The sequence below is a fragment of the Planotetraspora phitsanulokensis genome (assembly GCF_016863295.1).
GTDB lineage: Bacteria > Actinomycetota > Actinomycetes > Streptosporangiales > Streptosporangiaceae > Planotetraspora > Planotetraspora phitsanulokensis.
The window spans coordinates 43441-62570 of sequence record NZ_BOOP01000003.1 but is presented as its reverse complement, the minus strand read 5'-3'; the positions used below and the strand labels follow the sequence as shown (position 1 = coordinate 62570).

The following is a 19130-nucleotide window of genomic DNA, read 5'->3' as shown; positions in this document are numbered from 1 at the left end:
GGGGTGCGGCAGGATCACGACATGACCTACGATCCGCGGACCGCCGCCGTTCTCGCCCTGCACTGGCAGGTGAACGTCATCAAGCCCGAGGGATTCTTCGGCGCGATGCTCGGCGAGCCGGTCGCGCGCAGCGGCGTCGTGGGGCGTGCCGTGCGGTTCCACCGATCCATGCGCGCGGCGGGAGTGCCGGTGGTCTTCACCCGGTTCACGGTGCCCGTGGGTGAGGGCGGCCTGGTCCGCAACACCGGCTTCATGAACGCGGTCGGCGACGCGCAGGAGGCGTTCCGCCCGGACGCTCCGGGCGCCCAACTGATCCCGGAGATGCGGACGCCGGCCGAGGGCGACCGGGTCGTCGACAACCAGAAGCTGTCCGGCCTGGCCGGCAACGACCTCCCCGCGTGGCTGGCCGAGCGCGGGATCGGCACGCTGCTGGTGACCGGAGTCGCCACCAACCTCACCGTCGAGCAGACCGCGAGGCACGGCACCGACCTCGGCCTCACCGTCCACACGGTCAGCGACTGCGTCACGGCCGCGACCGACGAGGCCCACACCATGTCGCTGGCCAACCTGGATCTGGCGACGGCCGGCTGCCTGACGTCGGATCAGGCGCTCGCGCTGTTCCACTGAGCCGCGGGACTCAGGGCGGACTCGGCGGCCGCACACCGTCGACGGCACGACACCGAGCCGGCGAACGGGCCGGGAAGGGGCGCGAACCATTCGGCCCCGCCCGGTGTAGACATCACATGGAGCGACGCGACTTCCTCAAGATCTGCGGCGGAACGGCTCTGGTCGGCGCGTGTGCCGGTCCGGTGCCGCCGAGAGGTCCGGCCCACCTCCTCTACGCCGACACGACGTCCGGTCTGGCCGCCGTGGAGACGCGGAGCGGGCGCAGCCTCGCGAATTCCCCGTCCACGGTCCCCGCGGCCGACTGGACCCGCCTGTTCACCCTCTCCGGGAACTCCCTGATGACCGTGGACGCCGTCACCGGGCGGAGGATCTCCAGCACCGGTGTGCCCTCCTCGAAGGCCGTCCGCGTGGTCTCGCCGAACGGTGTCCTGGCGGCTCTCGGGGACCCCGCCCCCGCCACGCCGTACGGCTCGCCCGGCCGTCGCACGACCCGCCTGGTGATCGCCGATCCCTCCGGCCGCCGGGAGGCCATGACCATCGAACTGGACGGGAACTACGAGCCCGACGCCTTCTCGGCGGAGGGCGGGGCGCTGTTCGTGCTGCAGTACCTCCCGTCGACGGCTCCCGAGGCGTACCGCGTCCGGATGCTCGACCTGGCGTCCCGCGAGGTGGGCCCGGTTCTCAGCAGGGAGAAGACTCCGGTGGCCGAGGAGGAGACCATGCGCGGGGAGAGCCGGCTCGCCGTGCTCTCTCCCTACCGGGACAGGCTCTACACGCTCTACACCCATCAGGCCAACCACCTGCACACCCGGGATCTGGTCGCCGGGCGGTCGACCGGCGTCCACGCGTTCGTGCACGTGCTGAGCCTGACCGAGCGCTGGGCGTACTGCCTCGACCTGCCCGAGCCGTTCGGGCACGGGCCGGCGGAGGGACACGCGATCGCCGTCTCGCCCGACAGCCTCTACGTGTTCGACGGCGCCAGCGGACGGCTTGTGCGAGCAGACGTGCGGGAACTGGCGATCGGGAAGGTGGGCGCGCTCCCCGCGTCGCCTGGCCCGGCCTTCGCCGCGGTGTCGTCAGACGCCCTTCACGTGGCTGCCGGCGGGTCGCTGTTCACCGTCGACCTCGATTCCCTGGACGTGCTGCACACCGCCAGGACGCCGGGACGCCCACGCGGGCTGGCGGTGGGCACGGACGGGAGCCTGTACGCGGGCGTCGACGGGGGAGCCGTGCGACTGGACCCCCGGGACGGGCGTGAACTCGCCCGCGTGCCCGTGCCGGGCCTGACCCTGCTCCGCCACGTCGCCGCCCAGCCGAGCCTGTAGGACCTCGTAAAACGGCACCGCTCCGGGACCGGAGACAGCCGCACCGGGGGCCTGGCCGTACGGGGGTCTGAAACTCCCGGCGCCTCCCGCACGTTGTTCCTGCCGACGGGCCGACAGGACCGGTGACCCCCATCGGGGGTTCGCCGGGCTCCCAAGTGGATGACGTGAGGTCGATGACGCCTGAGCCGACCATGCCCCCGCCGAGACGAGAGCCACGCCGTGCGCACACCGAGCAGTTGCGTTTCCCGGTCGGATCGGTGGTGCTGCTCGCGGGATTGCCCGGCGCGGGCAAGAGCACGCTCCTCGCCCGCCTGTACGGGCTGAACGGCGACGAGACGGAGCCGGTGGTGGCCGGTGACGTGCGCGTGGTCGACTCCCGCCAGGCGCGCAACTGGTGGGCGCGCTTCCTCGGGCCGGTGCCCTCCCGGGCACGCACCCCGCTCGTGCACACCACGCACGTTCTGCGGATCACCCGGGCGGTGCTGCGCGGGCACGCCGTCGTCGCGCACACCCGGGGCACCTGGCCGCACATCCTGCACGGTTTCGCCTGGCTCGCCAGGCGCCGCGGACGCGATCTTCACCTGATCCTTCTGGACACCCCGCCGCAGACGGCACGCGCCGGGCAGTACTCGCGTGGGCGGGTCGTCACCACGGCCACCTTCGCCCGCCACTGCCGGCGCTGGCGGCTGCTCGTACGGCGGGCTCGCGCCGGAGGGCTGCCCCCGGCGGCGAGCGTCACCGTGCTGGACCGGAGCGCCGCCGACCGGCTCGCCGACATCCGCTTCGACGTCCTGCCCGCCGACCGCGCCTCATGAGGGCGCGGGACCTCATCCGCACGAGAACGGCGGGGCTCACGATTTCGCGCCGGTGACCATCTCTGAGCTCATCCCTGCTCGCGTGCGACCGTCTCGATCAGCCGCCGGATGTCGTCCAGATCGGCCTCGAACTCGGCGCCGAGGTCGACGGGCAGGTCCAGCCACGGCGCGATTCTGCTGTGGCCGGGAAGTTCACCGTCGGGGAGCCTGCCGCGGTGGCTGCGCGGGTCGAGGGGGCCGGGGGCGAAACGCCCAGAGGCCTCGGAGGCGGCGAACCCGAGAACGAAGGTGCTGATCAGGCGTTCCAGCCGGGGCACTTCACGCTCGGGCACTCCGGCTTCGATGAGCGCTGTGTAGATGACGTCCACCGCGCGTACGGCGTCCGGTGTGACCGCGGGCCGCGAGAAGAGCAGGTGCGCCGCCCAGGGGTGAAGCTGGGTGATCGCCCTGCAGGCGTGGGCGAGGGCGCTGAGGCGTTCGTTCCAGGCGTGGCCGGCTTCGGCGTCCGACGGCAGGAGTGTGGCCAGCAGCCGCCCGACGACTCCGTCCAACAGTGCGGCCTTGTCGCTGACGTGCCGGTACAGCGCCATGGGTGTGACTCCGACGCGGTCGGCCACCGCTCGCATCGAGACCGCGTCGAGGCCGTGCTCGTCGGCGATGGCCAGTGCCGCGTCCAGAATCTCTTCCCGCCTGCCTCCCATAGGTCTACAGTGTAGACGTATACACCGTAGACATCGGAGGCGGGATGCTCATCGCAGAGGGACTGGTGAAGCGCTACGGCCGCCGCCCGGCGCTCGACGGCTTCGACCTCGAGGTCGCGTCCGGCGAGATCGTCGGACTGATCGGTCACAACGGCGCGGGCAAGACCACGTTCGTCGAGGTCGTCACCGGCCTCGTGCGCCCCGACACGGGGCAGGTGCGCATCGGCGGGATCGACGCGTTGCGTGCCGGTCGTGCCGCACGGCAGCTGCTCGGCGTGGCTCCGCAGGAGCTCGCCCTGTACAACCGCGCGACCGTGCGGGAGAACCTGCGCCTGTTCGCCGCGATCTCCGGGCTTCGCGGGCGGCACCGTGACCGACAGATCGCCCGCGTCCTGGACGAGCTCCACCTGGCCGCGCTCGCGAACCGGCTCGTGGGCGTCCTGTCCGGTGGCCAGCGCCGCCGTGTCCAGGCGGCCACGGCGATGGTCGCCTCGCCGCCGTTGCTGCTGCTGGACGAGCCGACCGCCGGCGCCGACCCGGAGACCCGCTCGGCCCTGCTGGCCGCCGTCAAGGCCCGTGCCGAAGCCGGCACCGCCGTTCTCTACACCACCCACTACCTGCCGGAACTCGTCGATCTCGACGCGACTCTGGCGCTCGCCCGCGCCGGGCGCGTCATCGCGCGCGGCACCCAGCAGGAGCTCACCCGCCACCTGCCCGGTGAGCTTCTGGTCACCTTCGCCGACCCGGGCGAACCCGATCTGCGTCTGCCGACGACGGATCCCGGTGCCGACCTCGCCGCGTTACTCGCCTCCGGCCGCACCCCCGTCTCCGTGGACGTACGCCGCCCCAGCCTGGACGACCTCTACCGTTCGCTGGAAGCCGCAGCCGGTGACGGCGAGCAGGAGACCCGTGATGTCGCCGCGTGAATCCGCCGCCCGCACGGGCGCCCTGGTGCGGCACAACCTGCTGCTGATGCTGCGCGAACCGGGTCCGCTGCTGAGCCGGATGATCCTGCCGCTCGTCTTCATCGTCTTGCTGCGCCCGCTGTACGTGGCCGCGCAGGGCCGCACGGCGGGCACCGAACAGGCGGTCGTCGGCACAGTGGTCACCTTCTCGCTGCTCGCACTCAGCATCTCGGGCAGCGCGATCCTCACCGAACGGCTCGGGCGCACCTGGGACCGCCTGCGCGGCGCGCCCCTCCACCCCGCGGAGATGCTGATCGGCAAGGCCGTCCCCGTCTTCGCGGCCATGCTCGCCCAGCAGCTGCTCATCGTCGGCTTCGCCGTGTGCGTCCTCGGCCTGAACGTTCCGCACCCCCTCCTGCTGCTGGCCGTCCTGCTCAGCTGGAGCTGCGCGCTGCTCGGCCTCGGCGCGCTTCTCGGTGTCCTGGCCCGCAGCATGGGTGAGCTCTCGGCCGCTTACGACATCGGCGGCATGCTGCTCAGCAGTCTCGGCGGGGCCCTGGTCCCGCTCGCCGTCCTGCCGCCCTGGGTCGCGGACGCGGCCCCGATCTCACCCGGCTACTGGGCCGTCCGTGGTCTGCACGCCGCTCTCGCGGGCGACACCCGGACCCTGGCCGGAGCCTGCGGGGTGCTCCTGTGCGTGGCGCTGGTCTGCGACATCCTGACCTCGGTCCGCCTACGGGGTCGCAGCGGGCGACTGGTGTCCCTCTAAAGTAGGCGCCACCATTCGTCCGCCGTGGTGAGCGGTCATCGTCCGTGCCAGATGCATGTGGAAGCCGCTTCGCGGCGGACGGGGGAACGGGAAAGCAGGCGAGTCGGCGGGGAGGCGGCGGGCATGGCACATCGGATCGGGCCCGAACGGCAGAAGTGCGCGATCACTGTGCTCGGGGGGCCCACGACGGTGATCGACATGGGTGGCCTGCGGATCATCGCGGACCCCACGTTCGACGACCCGGGACCGAAGGCGTATCTGACCAAGCTCGAGGGTCCCGCCGCCGCCGAGCCGGAGGTCGGAGCCGTTGACGCGGCGCTGGTCAGCCACGACCTCCATCCCGACAACCTCGACGAGCGTGGCCGCGCGTTCGCCCTGGGCGCGCCGGTGCTGCTGACCGGGCCGGTGAGCGCCAGGAGGCTGGGCCCGCCCGCCGTCGGTCTCCCTTACTGGACCACGTACGAGCTCCCGCGCGCCGACGGCGGCGGACTCCTGGAGGTCCAGGCGCTGCCGGCCGTACACGGCCCGCAGGACGGCGCCCGGGACGACGACGGTCATGTGAACTGCGAGGTCACCGGGTTCCTGCTGTCGGGCACGGACCTGCCCACGGTGTACGTCAGCGGTGACAGCGCGTCGGTCGAGGCGGTCGCCGAGATCGCCCGGAGGGTGGGCCCCGTCGACGTGGCCGTCCTGTTCATCGGTGGGGCGCGGGTCCCCGTGAAGGAGCGCGGCCGGCCTCTCACGCTCACCGCCGAGCGCGCCTCCGCGGCCGCGGAGGTCCTGGGGGCGCCCGTCGTCATCCCCGCGCATTACGACGGATGGGCTCATTTCAGCGAAGGACGTGCCGAGATCGAGCAGGCCTTCGACGACGCCGGGCTCGCGTCCCGCCTGCGCGTCGCCGGCCACGGTGAGTGGACGGCGCTGACCTCCTGACGAGACCAGACCCGCCGGGCCGTCAGGCGCTGGCGGCGTAGAGGACGTCACGCAGCCCGGGGAGGTCCTCCCTGTCGGCCCGCCAGATCAACCGCAGGTGGAGGTCCGGCGCGACAAGACCGAGGTCGATGAGCGTGCCGGACCGCAGGGCGGCGTCCACGGCGAATTCGGGGAGCAGCGCCACGCCGAGGCCCTGCTCCGCCCAGGCGCGCATCACCGCGACACCGCCTACCTGGACCCGCCGAGGGCCGGGGCCGAGGAGCTTGTCGGCCGCCATCCGGAAGGAGCAGTTCGGCACGTTGACCAGCAACTGCTCGCCGGCCAGATCGCCGGGCTCCGGTTGGCGGAGGCCGCGGAGCCGGTGATCGGGTGCGGCCACCAGGAGGAGCGGCACCGGGTCGAGGTCGACGAAGGTCAGCGGTGCGGCGGGCAGCGGGAAGCCGAGATCGCCGAGGGCGTCCCCGGTGTCCAGGAGCAGCGCCGCGTCCAGCCGCCCGGCGGTCACGTCGGCGAGCAACGTGTCCCGGCTCGTCTCGGCCCGGACCTCCACGATGACGCCCGGGCGGCGCTCGGCGAGTCTGGCCAGCACCTTCGGCACGTACGTGGCGACGATGGTCTCCAGCGCGCCGAGCCGCACCGCCTGAGGCCGCCCGGTCACCTCGCGGCGCGCCTGCTCGACCTGGTCGAGGATGCCGCGGGCCCAGCGCGCCAACACCTCGCCCTGTTCGGTCAGGCGCATCCCCCTGGCCGTACGGGCGAACAGCGCCACGCCAAGCGACCGCTCCAGGGCCCGGATCTGCTCGGACACGCTGGAGGGGGCCTGGTCGAGAACGTTGGCGGCGCCGGTCACCGTACCGTGCCGGACCACTGCCTCGAAGGTCCTCAACTGACGCAGTTCCACGCCGCTCACCAGCCCCGCCAGGAGTGTTCGGATTTTCCGAACGGAGTGTACGGGTGCTCCGGTGGAGGCTCCGGCGCCGGAGCAGAACAGTGAGGCGCATGACCACCCTTGAACCCTCTCCGTTCGGCGAGCGGGCGCAGGTCGCCCCGCGGACACGTCGCCGGACGGCCACGCTGTTCGGCATCTCGCTGGCATATTTCATGGTGTTGCTGGACATGACCGTGCTCTCGGTCGCCGAGCCGGATCTGGCCGCCTCCCTGCACACCTCGACCTCCGGTCTGCAGTGGGCCACCACCGGCTACACGGTGGTGTTCGCCGCGCTCCTGCTGTCGTCCGGCGCGGTCTCCGACCGCCATGGTGCGCATCGGGTCTTCCGCGCCGGCGTCATCGTGTTCGGAGTCGGCTCGCTTCTGTGCGCCCTCGCGCCGGCACTGGGAATCCTGGTCGCGTTGCGGGCGGTCCTCGGTGTGGCCGCGGCGGCCTGCGTCCCCGCTTCGATGGCGATGATCACGCGGCTCTATCCGGACGCGGCCGAACGCACCCGTGCGGTGGCGACGTGGGCGGCCACGAGCGGAGCCGCGATGGCGGCGGGCCCGATCGTCGGCGGAGCCCTGGTCGGACTGGCGGGCTGGCGGGCGGTCTTCCTGGTCAACGTGCCGATCGCGGTCCTGGTGCTTTCGCTCACCGCCGGGAGGGCGGTCCGCTGTCCGCGCGGCGACCGGCGGATCGACTGGGCCGCGCAGGCGGCCGGCTGCGTGGTGCTGGCGCTGGCGACCGACACGCTCATCGCCGCGGGCGCGCGGTCGTGGGCGCACGCCGCCGGATCAGGGGCCGCGACGGTGCTCGCCGGGGCCGTGTTCCTGCGGGCGGAACGGCGCAGCCCGGCCCCGGTCGTCAACCGGGTGCTGCTCCGGGCCGGAGGAGTGGGGGCCGGGCTCGCCGTCGGGGCCGCCGTGAACTTCACGCTTTCCGGAGGACTGTTCGTGCTGCCGCTGCTGCTCCAGCAGGAGCACCGGCTCAGCCCGATCGCCACCGGGCTGGCGTTTCTCCCGCTCACGCTGCCGTTCGTCCTCAACCCGCCGATCACCGGAAGGATCGTGGTACGGCTCGGCGCGCGCCCGCCCATCCTGGCCGGGATGGCGCTGATGACCGCGGGCTGCCTGGTGCTCGGTGGCGCGGTCCGGTCCGACGCCGGATACGGCCTGTCGGCGCTCGGTCTGCTGCTCACCGGGCTCGGGGTGTCGTTCGCGTTGCCCGCTCTGGTCACCGCGATCATGGGCGCCGCCCCGGACGGCACGGCCGGAGCCGTCAGCGGTCTTCTCAACGCCACCCGCCAGAGCGGCGCCACTCTCGGCGTCGCCGCGATGGGCGCGAGCGTCGGTCTCGGGGCCGGTGCCGGTGCCGGTGCCGGGGCCGGATCAACGTACGCGTTCCTGCTCGCGGCCGTGGTGTGCGCGGCCTCGGGAGCGTGGTTCGCGGCCTCGGGCTGACGCCGGAGGCGTCGCGGCGTCGCGTCCGGTACCGATCTCCAGCTGGGGTACCAGGCTCGATGTGGGGTCTCTCCCTCCGTACGCGCCGATGATGGCCCAGCTCGGCCCCCTTCCGGAGCGCGGAGCGGACTACGGGCACGAGATGAAGTGGGACGGCGTCCGGGCGCTGGCCTACGTGGAGGCCCGCGCCCTACGGCTGGTCTCCCGGAACGGGAACGACGTCACCGTCGCCTATCCCGAGCTGTTCGCCCTCGCCGGGGCCACCGGCGGCCACGACTGCGTCCTCGACGGGGAGATCGTCGCGTTCGACGAGGCGGGACGGCCCTCGTTCGGGGCGCTGCAACCCCGCATGCACCAGCGCAACCGCGACAGGATCGCCCAGTTGGTGAGGCTGGTGCCGGTCACGTATCTGGTGTTCGACATCCTGCACGTCAACGCGGCCACCTCGGTCGCGATGCCGTACACGGAGCGCCGGGGCCTGCTCGAGAGCGTGGTCACCGCCGGCCCCCGCTGGCAGGTGCCGGCGTGGTTCCCCGGCGCCGGAGAGGTCGCGCTCGCCTTGTCACTGCAGATGGGCCTGGAGGGCGTCGTCGCAAAGCGGCTCGACTCGCCGTACCGGCCGGGGAGGCGGTCGGCCGACTGGACGAAGGTGAAGAACTTCGCGACGCAGGAGGTCGTCATCGGCGGGTGGAAGCCGGGCGGCGGCCGGCGCGCCGGGATGATCGGATCGCTGCTGCTGGGCATCCACGACCACGACGGGCGGCTGGTGTTCACCGGGCACGTCGGCACCGGGTTCACCGAGGCGGCGCTGCGCGAGCTGCGGGAGATGCTGGCGCCGCTGGAACGGCCGGCACCTCCGTTCGACGGGCCGGTGCCGCGTGAGCACGCCCGGGACGCGCACTGGGTGGAGCCGCGCCTCGTGGGGGAGGTCCAGTACGCCGAGTGGACCGGCGACGGCTACCTGCGGCACCCGTCGTGGCGTGGCCTGCGGCCGGACAAGGCGCCGGCCGACGTGGTCCGGGAGGTTCCACCCGGCCGCCAGGCCGGCTGACAGCGGGTCGCGGCGCTTCCCTCCCGGGCGGGGGGTCGTCGGAGTTTGATCCAAACATGGTTGTTTGAGGGTTTCGGGGATACGTGCACGCGGTTTGGCTGGTTGTTGAAGGGTTCGAGGTCCGTTCGTCGCCGTTCGAGCCGTGGCCGATGAGCGCGGTGAGACAGCCCGGAGACCAGGAGCGGGGACCACGCTTCTCGGCAGGAGGAACGACCCCCGGTGGGGGTTGATCCCCGTGGGCACCCGGGACGCGGGTCCGCCCAGACTGTGGCGGTCGGCCACAACACCGACGAGGCGACCCAGCGCGCAGATCTGCCGGCCCGACCTCCCCGTCGGACACGCCGCCGCGTGGGGGCTCCGGAGTCCGACGATGAGGCCCGGCGGCTGCGCGCCGGTGGACGCGGTCACGTAGGGAGACCTCCACGTAGACGGCGAAGGCGGAGATCAGCGGTGCGACCGGAGATCGCCGGACGGGGACCGGATGGCGTGCCGGATCCTCAGGGGGTGGAGTGATGGCGAAGGCAGTGGGCATCGACCTGGGCACGACGAACTCCGTGATCGCGACGACCGAGGACGGTCATCCGACGGTCATCCCGAACGCCGAGGGGTCGCGGACCACGCCGTCGGTGGTGGCGTTCACCGACCAGGGCGAGGTTCTGGTCGGTCAGATGGCCCGCCGTCAGGCGATCTTGAACCCGAAGGGGACGATCTATTCGGCCAAGCGGTTCATCGGCCGCCGGTTCGACGAGGTCCAGGACGAGATCAAGGCGGTCTCGTTCGACGTCGTGGCGGGCCCGGACGGCGCGGTGCGGTTCCAGGTGCGGGACCGGATGTACGCGCCGGAGGAGATCTCGGCGTTCGTGCTGAGGAAGCTCGTGGCCGACGCGGCGAAGTTCCTGGGGGAGAAGGTCACCGAGGCCGTCATCACCGTGCCGGCCTACTTCAACGACGCCCAGCGCCAGGCCACCAAGGACGCCGGGAAGATCGCCGGCCTGGAGGTCATGCGCATCATCAACGAGCCGACGGCGGCCTCCCTGGCGTACGGCCTGGACAAGAAGGGCAGCGAGACGGTGCTCGTCTTCGACCTGGGAGGCGGGACCTTCGACGTGAGCATCCTGGACATCGGCGAGGGCGTGGTCGAGGTGCGGTCCACCGCGGGGGACACCCACCTGGGCGGCGACGACTTCGACCGGCGGATCGTCGACCATCTGGCCGACGAGTTCCAGCGGCAGGAGGGCATCGACCTGCGGCGGGACCCGCAGGCGCTGCAGCGGTTGTTCGAGGCGGCGGAGAAGGCGAAGGTGGAGCTGTCCGCGGTCACCCAGACGCAGGTCAGCCTGCCGTTCATCACGGCGGACGCGAACGGGCCCAAGCATCTGAACACCGCGCTGATGCGCTCGACGTTCGAGCAGATCACCGCCGATCTGCTCGAGCGGGTCAAGGGGCCGGTGGAGCAGGCGATGTCGGACGCCAAGCTGACCTCGGCGGATCTCGACGAGGTGATCCTCGTCGGCGGCGCGACCCGCATGCCCGCCGTGCAGCAGATCGTCCGCCGGATGACCGGCAAGGACCCCAACATGACGGTCAACCCGGACGAGGTCGTCGGGCTGGGAGCGGCTGTCCAGGCCGCCATCATCAAGGGCGAGGTCAAGGACGTCGTCCTGCTCGACGTCACCCCGCTGTCGCTGGGGGTCGAGACGCTCGGCGGCGTCATGACGAAGATCATCGATCGGAACACCACGATCCCGGCCCGGCGTACGGAGACCTTCAGCACGGCGGAGGACGATCAGTCGGCCGTCGACGTGGTCATCCTGCAGGGCGAGCGGGAGCGGGCGGCCGACAACCGGGTGCTCGGCCGGTTCCGGCTGGAGAACATCCGGCCGGCGCCGCGGGGCGTGCCGCAGATCGAGGTGACCACCGACATCGACGCGAACGGCATTCTGAACGTGTCGGCCCGGGACAGGGACACCGGGGCGGAGCAGCGGATCACGATCAGCGAGAGCTCCAACCTGGACACGAGCGAGATCGACCGGATGATCGCCGACGCCGAGCGGCACCGCGCCGACGACGCGCGGCTGCGGGAGGCGGTCGACGCCCGCAACGAGCTCGACTCGGTCGCCTACCAGGTGGACCGGCGCCTGTCCGAGCTCGGCGAGGCCGTACCGGTGCATGAGAAGGCCAGGGCAGAGCAACTCGTCGACGACGCTCGCCAGGCCGTGAAGGAGGAGGCGCCGGTCGACCGTCTGCGCGGGCTCACCGCCGAGCTGCAGCAGATCTACCACGCGCTCGGCGCCACCGCCGCCGGACAGCAGGGCCGGCCGCCCGGACGACCCGAGCAACCCGGCGGGCCGGGGGACGACGAGGTCATCGACGCCGAGTTCACCAGCTCCGAGTGACGGGCGCCTGACATGGTCGAGAACGAGTTCCCGGAGCGCAGGCACTCGGCGGAGGCCGAGGCCGAAGAGCGCGACCGCGTCACGGAGGCCGCGGTCGAGGACCGCGACCGCGTCACGGAGGCCGCGCCTTCCGAGCTCGTCGCCGAATCGGAGCCCGAGATCACAGAGCCAGAAACCCAGGAGCCCGAGGGGGCCGGGACCGCGGAGCAGGCGGCGGAGTTGCACGACCGCTGGCTCCGGGCGGTCGCGGAGCTCGACAACCTCCGGAAACGGACGGCCCGGGACGTCGCCAGGCAACGGCTCGACGAGCGGGCCAGGGTCGCCGCGGAGTGGCTGCCGATCGTCGACAACCTGGAGCTGGCCCTCAAGCACGCGGACGCCGGCGCCGAGGCGGTCATCGAGGGGGTCCGCGCCGTCCGGGACCAGGCGGTGGCCCTGCTCACCCGGCTGGGCTTCCCGCGCAACGAAGATCTCGGCGCCCGCTTCGATCCCGCCAGGCACGAGGCCGTGAGCACGGTGGAGGACCCCGAGGCCGAGCCCGGCACCGTCGTCGCCGTCGTACGGCCCGGCTACGGCGACGGCCCGGACCAGCTCCGGCCCGCATCGGTCGTCGTGTCCACCAAGGCGGAGGACTGATGGCCGAGCGGGACTTCTACGAGATCCTCGGGGTGCCGAGAACCGCGGGCCAGGAGGAGATCCAGCGGGCCTACCGCAAGCTCGCGCGTTCCTACCATCCCGACGTCAACAAGGACCCCGGGGCGGAAGACCGCTTCAAGGAGGTGTCGGAGGCCTACGAGGTGCTGTCCGACCCCGACACGCGCCGTCGCTACGACGCCTTCGGCCGGGACTTCCGGCAGGTGCCCGAGGGCGTGGATCCCGCGGCGTACGCGCGGGCCCGCGCGGGTGCCGGAGCGGGACCGGGGGCCGGATGGGCGCGCGGCCCCGCGGGAGAGGAGATCCGGTTCGCCACCGGAGAGGGCATCGACCTCGACGACCTGCTGGGGGAGATGTTCGGGGGCCGCGGACGTCACGGGAGGGCCGCCGGACGGGGCTGGGGGCCGGTCCCGGGCGCCGACCAGGAGGCCGAACTGCCGCTCACGGTCGAGGAGGCCTACCGCGGCGGACGCCGCGCCATCACCCTCCCGGGCCGCGGGGGAACGCGCACGCTGAAGGTCGACATCCCCGCGGGCGTCACCGACGGGCAGCGGATCAGGCTCGCCGGTCAGGGGGGCGAGGGCGGCGACGGCGCGCAGGCGGGCGACCTCTACCTGATCACGCGGATCACCGGCCACCCCCGTTACCGCCTGGAGGGCCGCGACATCCACGTCCGGCTGCCGCTCACCCCTTCGGAGGCCGCGCTCGGGGCGACCGTCGCGGTCGAGACCCCCGGGGGAGAGGCGAAGGTGAAGGTTCCCGCCGGCACCTCCTCCGGACGGCGCCTGCGGCTGCGCGGCCAGGGCATGCCCAATCCGCGCGGCAAGCCGGGAGACCTGCTCGCCGAGGCCCGGATCATGGTCCCCCCGACGCTGACCGACGAGGAGCGCCGCCTCTACGAACAGCTGGCGGGCGTCTCGAGCTTCACCCCGCGATCCGGAGGGAGGACGCGATCATGAGCCGGCCCCTCGCACGGTCGCCGCATCTGCACCTGGAGTCCTTCGCCCGGGCCACGGGCCTGCACCCCGATCTGGTGCGCCGCCTGGTGGTCCTGGGCCTGATCGACGCCGTTCCGGACCCGGGCGGCGACCTGTGCTTCCCGATCTCCCAGCTCGCGGCGGCGGGCCGGTTGCAACGCCTGCACGCGGGGCTGGCCGTCAACTACGCCTCGCTGGGCCTGGTGACGGACCTGCTCGATCGCATCGCGGAGCTCGAGACGGAGTTGCGCGTCCGATCCGGTACGACGGGAGGCTGATCGTGGACATCAACCGTCTGACCCAGAAGTCGCAGGAGGCCCTCCACGACGCCCAGACCAAGGCGATCCGCCACGGGCACACGGAGGTCGACGGCGAGCACCTCCTGTCGGCGCTGCTCGAGCAGCCCGAGGGACTCGTGCCCCGGCTGCTGTCGGCTGCGGGCGCGGACGCCGACAAGCTGCGGCTGGAGCTGGAGGCGGAACTGGAGCGGCGGCCCCGGGTCACCGGCCCCGGCGCGGCCCCCGGCCAGGTCTACCTCACCCAGCGCGTGTCCCGGCTGCTGGACGCGGCCGACCGGGAGGCGCGGCGGCTGAAGGACGAGTACGTCTCCGTCGAGCACCTGTTGCTGGCGTTGCTCGATGAGGGGACCGACAGCGCCGCCGGGCGGCTGCTGCGGGGTCACGGGCTGAACCGTGAGCGTTTCCTGGAGATCCTCACCCAGGTGCGCGGCAACCAGCGGGTGACCTCCGCCATGCCGGAGGTCGCCTATGAGGCCCTGGAGAAGTACGGCCGCGACCTGGTGGCCGCGGCGAGGGCCGACAAGCTGGACCCGGTCATCGGCAGGGACGGCGAGATCCGCAGGGTCGTGCAGATCCTGTCCCGCAAGACCAAGAACAACCCGGTGCTCATCGGCGACCCGGGGGTCGGCAAGACCGCGATCGTGGAGGGGCTCGCCCAGCGCATCGCCCGCGGCGACGTGCCCGAGGGCCTGAAGGACAAGACGATCTTCAGCCTCGACATGGGGGCCCTTGTCGCGGGGGCGAAGTACCGGGGCGAGTTCGAGGAGCGGCTCAAGGCCGTGCTCACGGAGGTGACGGCGTCGCAGGGCCGGATCCTGCTGTTCGTCGACGAGGTCCACACCGTCGTGGGCGCGGGCGCGGCCGAGGGCGCCATGGACGCGGGGAACATGCTGAAGCCGATGCTGGCCCGCGGCGAACTCCACATGATCGGGGCGACGACGATCACCGAGTACCGCAAGCACATCGAGAAGGACGCCGCGCTGGAGCGCCGCCTCCAGCCGGTCTTCGTGGACGAGCCGTCCGTGGAGGACTCCATCTCCATCCTGCGCGGCCTGCGTGAGCGCCTCGAGGTGTTCCACGGCGTGAAGATCACCGACAGCGCCGTCGTCGCGGCGGTCGTGCTGAGCCACCGCTACATCTCCGACCGCTTCCTCCCGGACAAGGCGATCGACCTGGTCGACGAGGCCTGCGCGATGCTCCGTACGGAGATCGACTCCATGCCCGCCGAGCTGGACGAGCTCACCCGCGTGGTGATGCGCCTGGAGATCGAGGAGGCGGCCCTGGCCAAGGAGGACGACCCGGCGAGCCGGGACCGCCTGGAGGCCCTGCGCGGCGAACTGAGCGACATGCGGGCGCGGGCCGACGCCATGCGCGCGCAGTGGGAGGCCGAACGGCACGCCCTGCACAAAGTGCAGCAACTGCGCCAGGAGATCGAGAACGTGCGGCGCGAGGCGGACCAGGCCGAGCGGACGTACGACCTGAACCGCGCCGCCGAACTGACGCACGGGAGGCTTCCCGAGCTGGAGCGCAAGCTCGCCGCGGGCGAGGAGCAGCTCGAGTCCAAGCAGGGCGGGCGCCGGCTGCTGCGCGAGGTGGTGACCGAGGAGGAGATCGCGGGCATCGTGTCCCGTTGGACCGGCATCCCGGTTCAACGGCTCCAGGAGGGCGAGCGGGACAAACTGCTGCGGCTCGACCAGATCCTGCACGAGCGCGTGATCGGCCAGGACGAGGCCGTGCAGGCCGTCGCGGACGCCGTCATCCGGGCGCGTTCCGGGATCAAGGACCCGCGCCGACCCATCGGCTCGTTCATCTTCCTCGGCCCGACGGGCGTCGGGAAGACCGAGCTGGCCAGGACGCTCGCGCAGGCGCTGTTCGACACGGAGGACAACATGGTCCGCGTCGACATGAGCGAGTACCAGGAACGGCACACGGTCAGCCGGCTGGTCGGCGCGCCACCCGGATATGTCGGATACGAGGAGGGCGGCCAGCTCACCGAGGCCGTGCGGCGCAAGCCGTACTCCGTGGTGCTGTTCGACGAGATCGAGAAGGCGCACACGGACGTCTTCAACATCCTGCTGCAGGTGCTCGACGACGGACGGCTCACCGACGCCCAGGGCCGGACGGTCGACTTCCGCAACACCGTGATCATCATGACGTCCAACATCGGCTCGCACTACCTGAGCGAGAAGGCCGCTCCGGCGGGCGAGATCGACCCCGAGGTGCGCGAGATGGTCATGGCCGAGCTGCGTGCCCGGTTCCGTCCCGAGTTCCTCAACCGGATCGACGAGATCGTCCTGTTCAAGCCGCTGACCGAGGCGGAGGTCGAGCAGATCGTCTGGCTGATGTTCAGCGACGTGAAGGCACGTCTTGCCGACCGCCGGATGACGTTGGAGGTCACTCCCGAGGCCGTCCGGCACATCGCCGAGCAGGGCTTCGATCCGGTTTACGGCGCCCGGCCCCTGCGCCGCTTCATCGCCCGGGAGGTCGAGACCCGCATCGCCCGCGCCCTGGTCGCAGGCGACGTCCTCGACGGCGCAGTCATCCGCGTCGGCCTGTCGGACGGGACGCTCACGGTCGCGTACGAGAACCCGGAGCGCTGACCACGCGATCGTCGGCCGAGGACGCCGGGGCGGTCGCCGCACCGGCCCCGCGTCCTCGCCGGTGCCGGGCCGGACATCTCCAGGCAGCGGGAAGGAAAACAGGGGTCAAGGGATAGTTGACCGACGATCCGCCGCCCGCGGGTTTCGACCTCCCGAGACGGGTAGGGTCACAGCGGCGCACCGAAGACCAGGCGGCGCGGCCCCGGGGGCCGGCTCCGCGCGACGGGTGCATTCAGACGCCGCCGATGCGGGATCCGGCCCGAGACCGGGCCCGTCGATCTCGGCGGACGGCCTTCGCGAACGGCGAGGCGCCGTGGCGCCGCCGCTCCGATTCTTCGCAATCACCGGGGGGAATCATGAGAGCCGTCGTTTACGAGGGGCCTCGGCAGGTCAACGTCGAGAGAGTCCCGGACGCGCACATCGAACGGCCCACCGACGTCCTGGTCCGCGTCACAACGAGCAACATCTGCGGGTCGGACCTGCACATGTACGAAGGCCGTACCGATATCGAGACGGGCCGGGTCCTCGGGCACGAGAACCTCGGCGAGGTGATCGAGATCGGATCGGCCGTCGACCACGTCCGCGTCGGCGACGTGGTCTGCATCCCGTTCAACATCGCATGCGGGTTCTGCGCGAACTGCGAGAAGGGCCTGACGGCCTACTGCCTCACGACCAACCCCGAGCCGGGCATGGCCGGGGCGGCCTACGGTTTCGCGGACATGGGGCCCTACAGCGGGGGTCAGGCCGAACTCCTGCGCGTGCCGTACGGGGACTTCAACTGCCTGATCCTTCCGGAGGACGCGAAGGAGAAGGAGAACGACTACGTGATGCTCTCCGACATCTGGCCCACCGGCTGGCACGCCACCCGGCTCGCCCGTATGGAGGCGGGCGACTCGGTCGTGATCTACGGAGCGGGGCCCGTCGGGCTGATGACCGCCTACTCCGCCATGCTCAGGAGCGCGAGCAAGGTGATGATCGTCGACCGTCACCCCGATCGTCTCGCCAAGGCCGAGGAGATCGGCGCGATCCCGATCGACGACTCCCAGGTCTCGCCGGTCGACCAGGTCATGGAGCTCACCGGGGGCCTCGGCGCCGACTGCGGCTGCGAGTGCGTGGGCTACCAGGCGCACGATCCACAGGGGCACGAGCATCCCAACATGACGCTCAACGACCTCGTCCGATCGGTCAAGTTCACCGGGACCATCGGCGTCGTCGGCGTCTTCATCCCGTCCGACCCCGGCAGCCCGGACGATCTCTACAAGCTGGGCGAGATCGCCTTCGACTACGGGATGTTCTGGTTCAAGGGCCAGACGATGGGCAACGGCCAGTGCAACGTGAAGAGCTACAACCGGCAGCTCTGCACGCTCATCCACGCGGGCAGGGGCCGGCCGTCCTGGGTCGTTTCGCACGAGCTGGACCTGGACGACGCGCCTGACGGGTACGAGCACTTCGACCGCCGGGACCATGGTTGGACCAAGGTCCTCATCCACCCGAGCAAGCTCAGCTGACGCACGGACTCGGCGCATCACGCGTCACGGAGGGTGACGTCCCCTCAAGGGATGACGCGCCCATGGGGGCGACAGATGCCGGATCGCTTGGAGGTGCTCATAGACCCTGCGATATCGCCATTTACCGGGTATCTGACATATTGCGCTGGTTTGACCTGGTCATCGCTCACGGAGGGCGGCCGATCTGTTAGCAAGAGCTAGGGGGGCTCGTCGTGGCTCGCCCGGCTGACCTCTGGAGGCGGCGATGGAGGGGCTGAACGTCACCATAGAACACCAACCCGCCGTGGTCCGTCCGCGGGGCGATCTCGACCTGGCCACCGCGTACCTCCTGGAACGCGCGCTCGATGAGGCACTGCTGCGGCCGGAGGTCTCGTACCTCGAGGTGGACATGAGCGGCGTGCCCTTCATGGACTGCTCGGGGCTCCGCGCCCTGATCCATGCGAAGGTGCGGCTCAGCAAGGAAGGCGGCACGCTGATCCTGATGCACGTCACGCCCAGGGTCGACCGGCTGCTGTCGATTCTTTCCCTCGATCACCGGCTCGACCCGATCCAGGCGGACCGCCGGCGGCTGAGCTGACGCAACCCGCCTGTTCTGGACCGCGATTTCTGGAAGGCGATGGGCCCGGTGAGGACAACCGGCCGGGAGGCGTACGCGGAGTGAGGGGGCGACACCTCTATGACGCGCAACTTCAAGATCCGGCCTCTCGGCGGCGCGGCAGGCTGCCTCACCATGATCGTGTTGTCGATCGTCCTTTCGCTGGTGCTGACCGGGCTCGTGAACGTGTTCCTGCGTTGATCCGGGCCTGACGCAGGATCGGCATGCGGGTCATGAAAGCGGTCGGTCGGCAGGGACTCGCAGGGCTCGAACCCGCATGTCCCGTCAGCGGCTGTGGACGTACTCCACCGACTGCCAGAAGACCAGCCATCCGAGGGCACGTTCTTCCACGTCAAGGACAGCGAGTTCGGGTAGTCCTGCCATCCATGGCGACTCTTGCCGCGTACGCGACAGCAGGGATTCAACCAGTTCGACGGCGCGGTCCTTGGTGACCATGCCCTCATCATTCATCACGGCGCAATTTGGCCAGCCGCACACCGTGCCAGATCGACTCTCGAGACCCGAGTGACGCAGCCGGTCGGCTCGAGTGGCTCTTTGGCTCTGTTCTCGCCGTACAGCCGCTC

18 protein-coding genes are annotated in these 19130 nt (G+C 71.4%); 15 read left to right on the top strand and 3 right to left on the bottom strand.

The window, feature by feature from the left end; all coding sequences use genetic code 11:
• The first annotated feature begins 21 nt into the window (after positions 1-21).
• The 3 genes from Pph01_RS03160 to Pph01_RS03150 all read left to right on the top strand — a co-directional run bounded on the left by Pph01_RS03160 (position 22) and on the right by Pph01_RS03150 (position 2767).
• Positions 22-627, top strand: coding sequence for a cysteine hydrolase family protein (locus Pph01_RS03160; protein ID WP_204071388.1), 606 nt, complete (start codon positions 22-24; stop codon positions 625-627).
• Between the two features lie 116 nt (positions 628-743).
• Positions 744-1952 (top strand): YncE family protein, encoded by a 1209-nt coding sequence (locus tag Pph01_RS03155; protein ID WP_204071387.1) that lies wholly within the window; start codon positions 744-746, stop codon positions 1950-1952.
• A 173-nt stretch (positions 1953-2125) separates the two neighbouring features.
• A complete protein-coding gene (locus tag Pph01_RS03150) occupies positions 2126-2767 on the top strand; it encodes an AAA family ATPase (RefSeq protein ID WP_239116400.1) in 642 nt (213 codons plus the stop codon).
• Between the two features lie 68 nt (positions 2768-2835).
• Here Pph01_RS03150 and Pph01_RS03145 read toward each other — a convergent pair whose 3' ends face one another.
• Positions 2836-3468, bottom strand: a complete 633-nt coding sequence (locus tag Pph01_RS03145; RefSeq protein ID WP_204071386.1) for a TetR/AcrR family transcriptional regulator — start codon at positions 3466-3468, stop codon at positions 2836-2838.
• 44 nt (positions 3469-3512) lie between these two features.
• Between Pph01_RS03145 and Pph01_RS03140 the strand changes: the two genes are divergently transcribed.
• From Pph01_RS03140 to Pph01_RS03130, 3 genes are all read left to right on the top strand, one after another.
• A complete protein-coding gene (locus Pph01_RS03140; RefSeq protein ID WP_204071385.1) occupies positions 3513-4394 on the top strand; it encodes an ABC transporter ATP-binding protein in 882 nt (293 codons plus the stop codon).
• Positions 4381-5142 carry an ABC transporter permease gene (locus Pph01_RS03135; RefSeq protein ID WP_204071384.1) on the top strand — a complete coding sequence of 254 codons (762 nt, stop codon included), beginning with the start codon at positions 4381-4383 and terminating at the stop codon, positions 5140-5142. The genes Pph01_RS03140 and Pph01_RS03135 overlap by 14 nt, the downstream gene beginning before the upstream one ends.
• 123 nt (positions 5143-5265) lie before the next feature.
• Positions 5266-6075 (top strand): MBL fold metallo-hydrolase, encoded by an 810-nt coding sequence (locus Pph01_RS03130; RefSeq protein WP_204071383.1) that lies wholly within the window; start codon positions 5266-5268, stop codon positions 6073-6075.
• A gap of 22 nt (positions 6076-6097) precedes the next feature.
• Here the strand turns inward: Pph01_RS03130 and Pph01_RS03125 are convergent, their stop codons facing one another.
• Positions 6098-6976, bottom strand: coding sequence for a LysR family transcriptional regulator (locus Pph01_RS03125; protein WP_239116399.1), 879 nt, complete (start codon positions 6974-6976; stop codon positions 6098-6100).
• Positions 6977-7074: 98 nt separating this feature from the next.
• On the opposite strand from Pph01_RS03125, the gene Pph01_RS03120 reads away from it, so the two are divergent.
• The 9 genes from Pph01_RS03120 to Pph01_RS03080 all read left to right on the top strand — a co-directional run bounded on the left by Pph01_RS03120 (position 7075) and on the right by Pph01_RS03080 (position 18528).
• Entirely contained in the window at positions 7075-8466 is a 1392-nt protein-coding gene (locus tag Pph01_RS03120; RefSeq protein ID WP_204071381.1) for an MFS transporter, read from the top strand.
• A 61-nt stretch (positions 8467-8527) separates the two neighbouring features.
• Complete coding sequence (ligD, locus tag Pph01_RS03115; RefSeq protein ID WP_239116398.1) at positions 8528-9517, top strand: non-homologous end-joining DNA ligase; 990 nt, start codon at positions 8528-8530, stop codon at positions 9515-9517.
• 512 nt (positions 9518-10029) lie between these two features.
• Positions 10030-11913, top strand: coding sequence for a molecular chaperone DnaK (dnaK, locus tag Pph01_RS03110; RefSeq protein WP_204071380.1), 1884 nt, complete (start codon positions 10030-10032; stop codon positions 11911-11913).
• A 12-nt stretch (positions 11914-11925) separates the two neighbouring features.
• Positions 11926-12549 carry a nucleotide exchange factor GrpE gene (locus Pph01_RS03105; protein ID WP_204071379.1) on the top strand — a complete coding sequence of 208 codons (624 nt, stop codon included), beginning with the start codon at positions 11926-11928 and terminating at the stop codon, positions 12547-12549.
• Complete coding sequence (locus Pph01_RS03100; protein WP_204071378.1) at positions 12549-13526, top strand: DnaJ C-terminal domain-containing protein; 978 nt, start codon at positions 12549-12551, stop codon at positions 13524-13526. The genes Pph01_RS03105 and Pph01_RS03100 overlap by 1 nt, the downstream gene beginning before the upstream one ends.
• Positions 13523-13822 (top strand): chaperone modulator CbpM, encoded by a 300-nt coding sequence (locus tag Pph01_RS03095; protein ID WP_204071377.1) that lies wholly within the window; start codon positions 13523-13525, stop codon positions 13820-13822. Before Pph01_RS03100 ends, Pph01_RS03095 begins: the two co-directional genes overlap by 4 nt.
• A 2-nt stretch (positions 13823-13824) precedes the next feature.
• Positions 13825-16443, top strand: a complete 2619-nt coding sequence (gene clpB / locus Pph01_RS03090; protein WP_204071376.1) for an ATP-dependent chaperone ClpB — start codon at positions 13825-13827, stop codon at positions 16441-16443.
• A 356-nt stretch (positions 16444-16799) separates the two neighbouring features.
• Positions 16800-17951, top strand: a complete 1152-nt coding sequence (locus Pph01_RS03085; protein ID WP_204071375.1) for a glutathione-independent formaldehyde dehydrogenase — start codon at positions 16800-16802, stop codon at positions 17949-17951.
• Between the two features lie 244 nt (positions 17952-18195).
• Positions 18196-18528 carry an STAS domain-containing protein gene (locus Pph01_RS03080; protein ID WP_204071374.1) on the top strand — a complete coding sequence of 111 codons (333 nt, stop codon included), beginning with the start codon at positions 18196-18198 and terminating at the stop codon, positions 18526-18528.
• 303 nt (positions 18529-18831) lie between these two features.
• Here the strand turns inward: Pph01_RS03080 and Pph01_RS03075 are convergent, their stop codons facing one another.
• Positions 18832-19002 (bottom strand): hypothetical protein, encoded by a 171-nt coding sequence (locus Pph01_RS03075; protein WP_204071373.1) that lies wholly within the window; start codon positions 19000-19002, stop codon positions 18832-18834.
• Between the last annotated feature and the right edge of the window lie 128 nt (positions 19003-19130).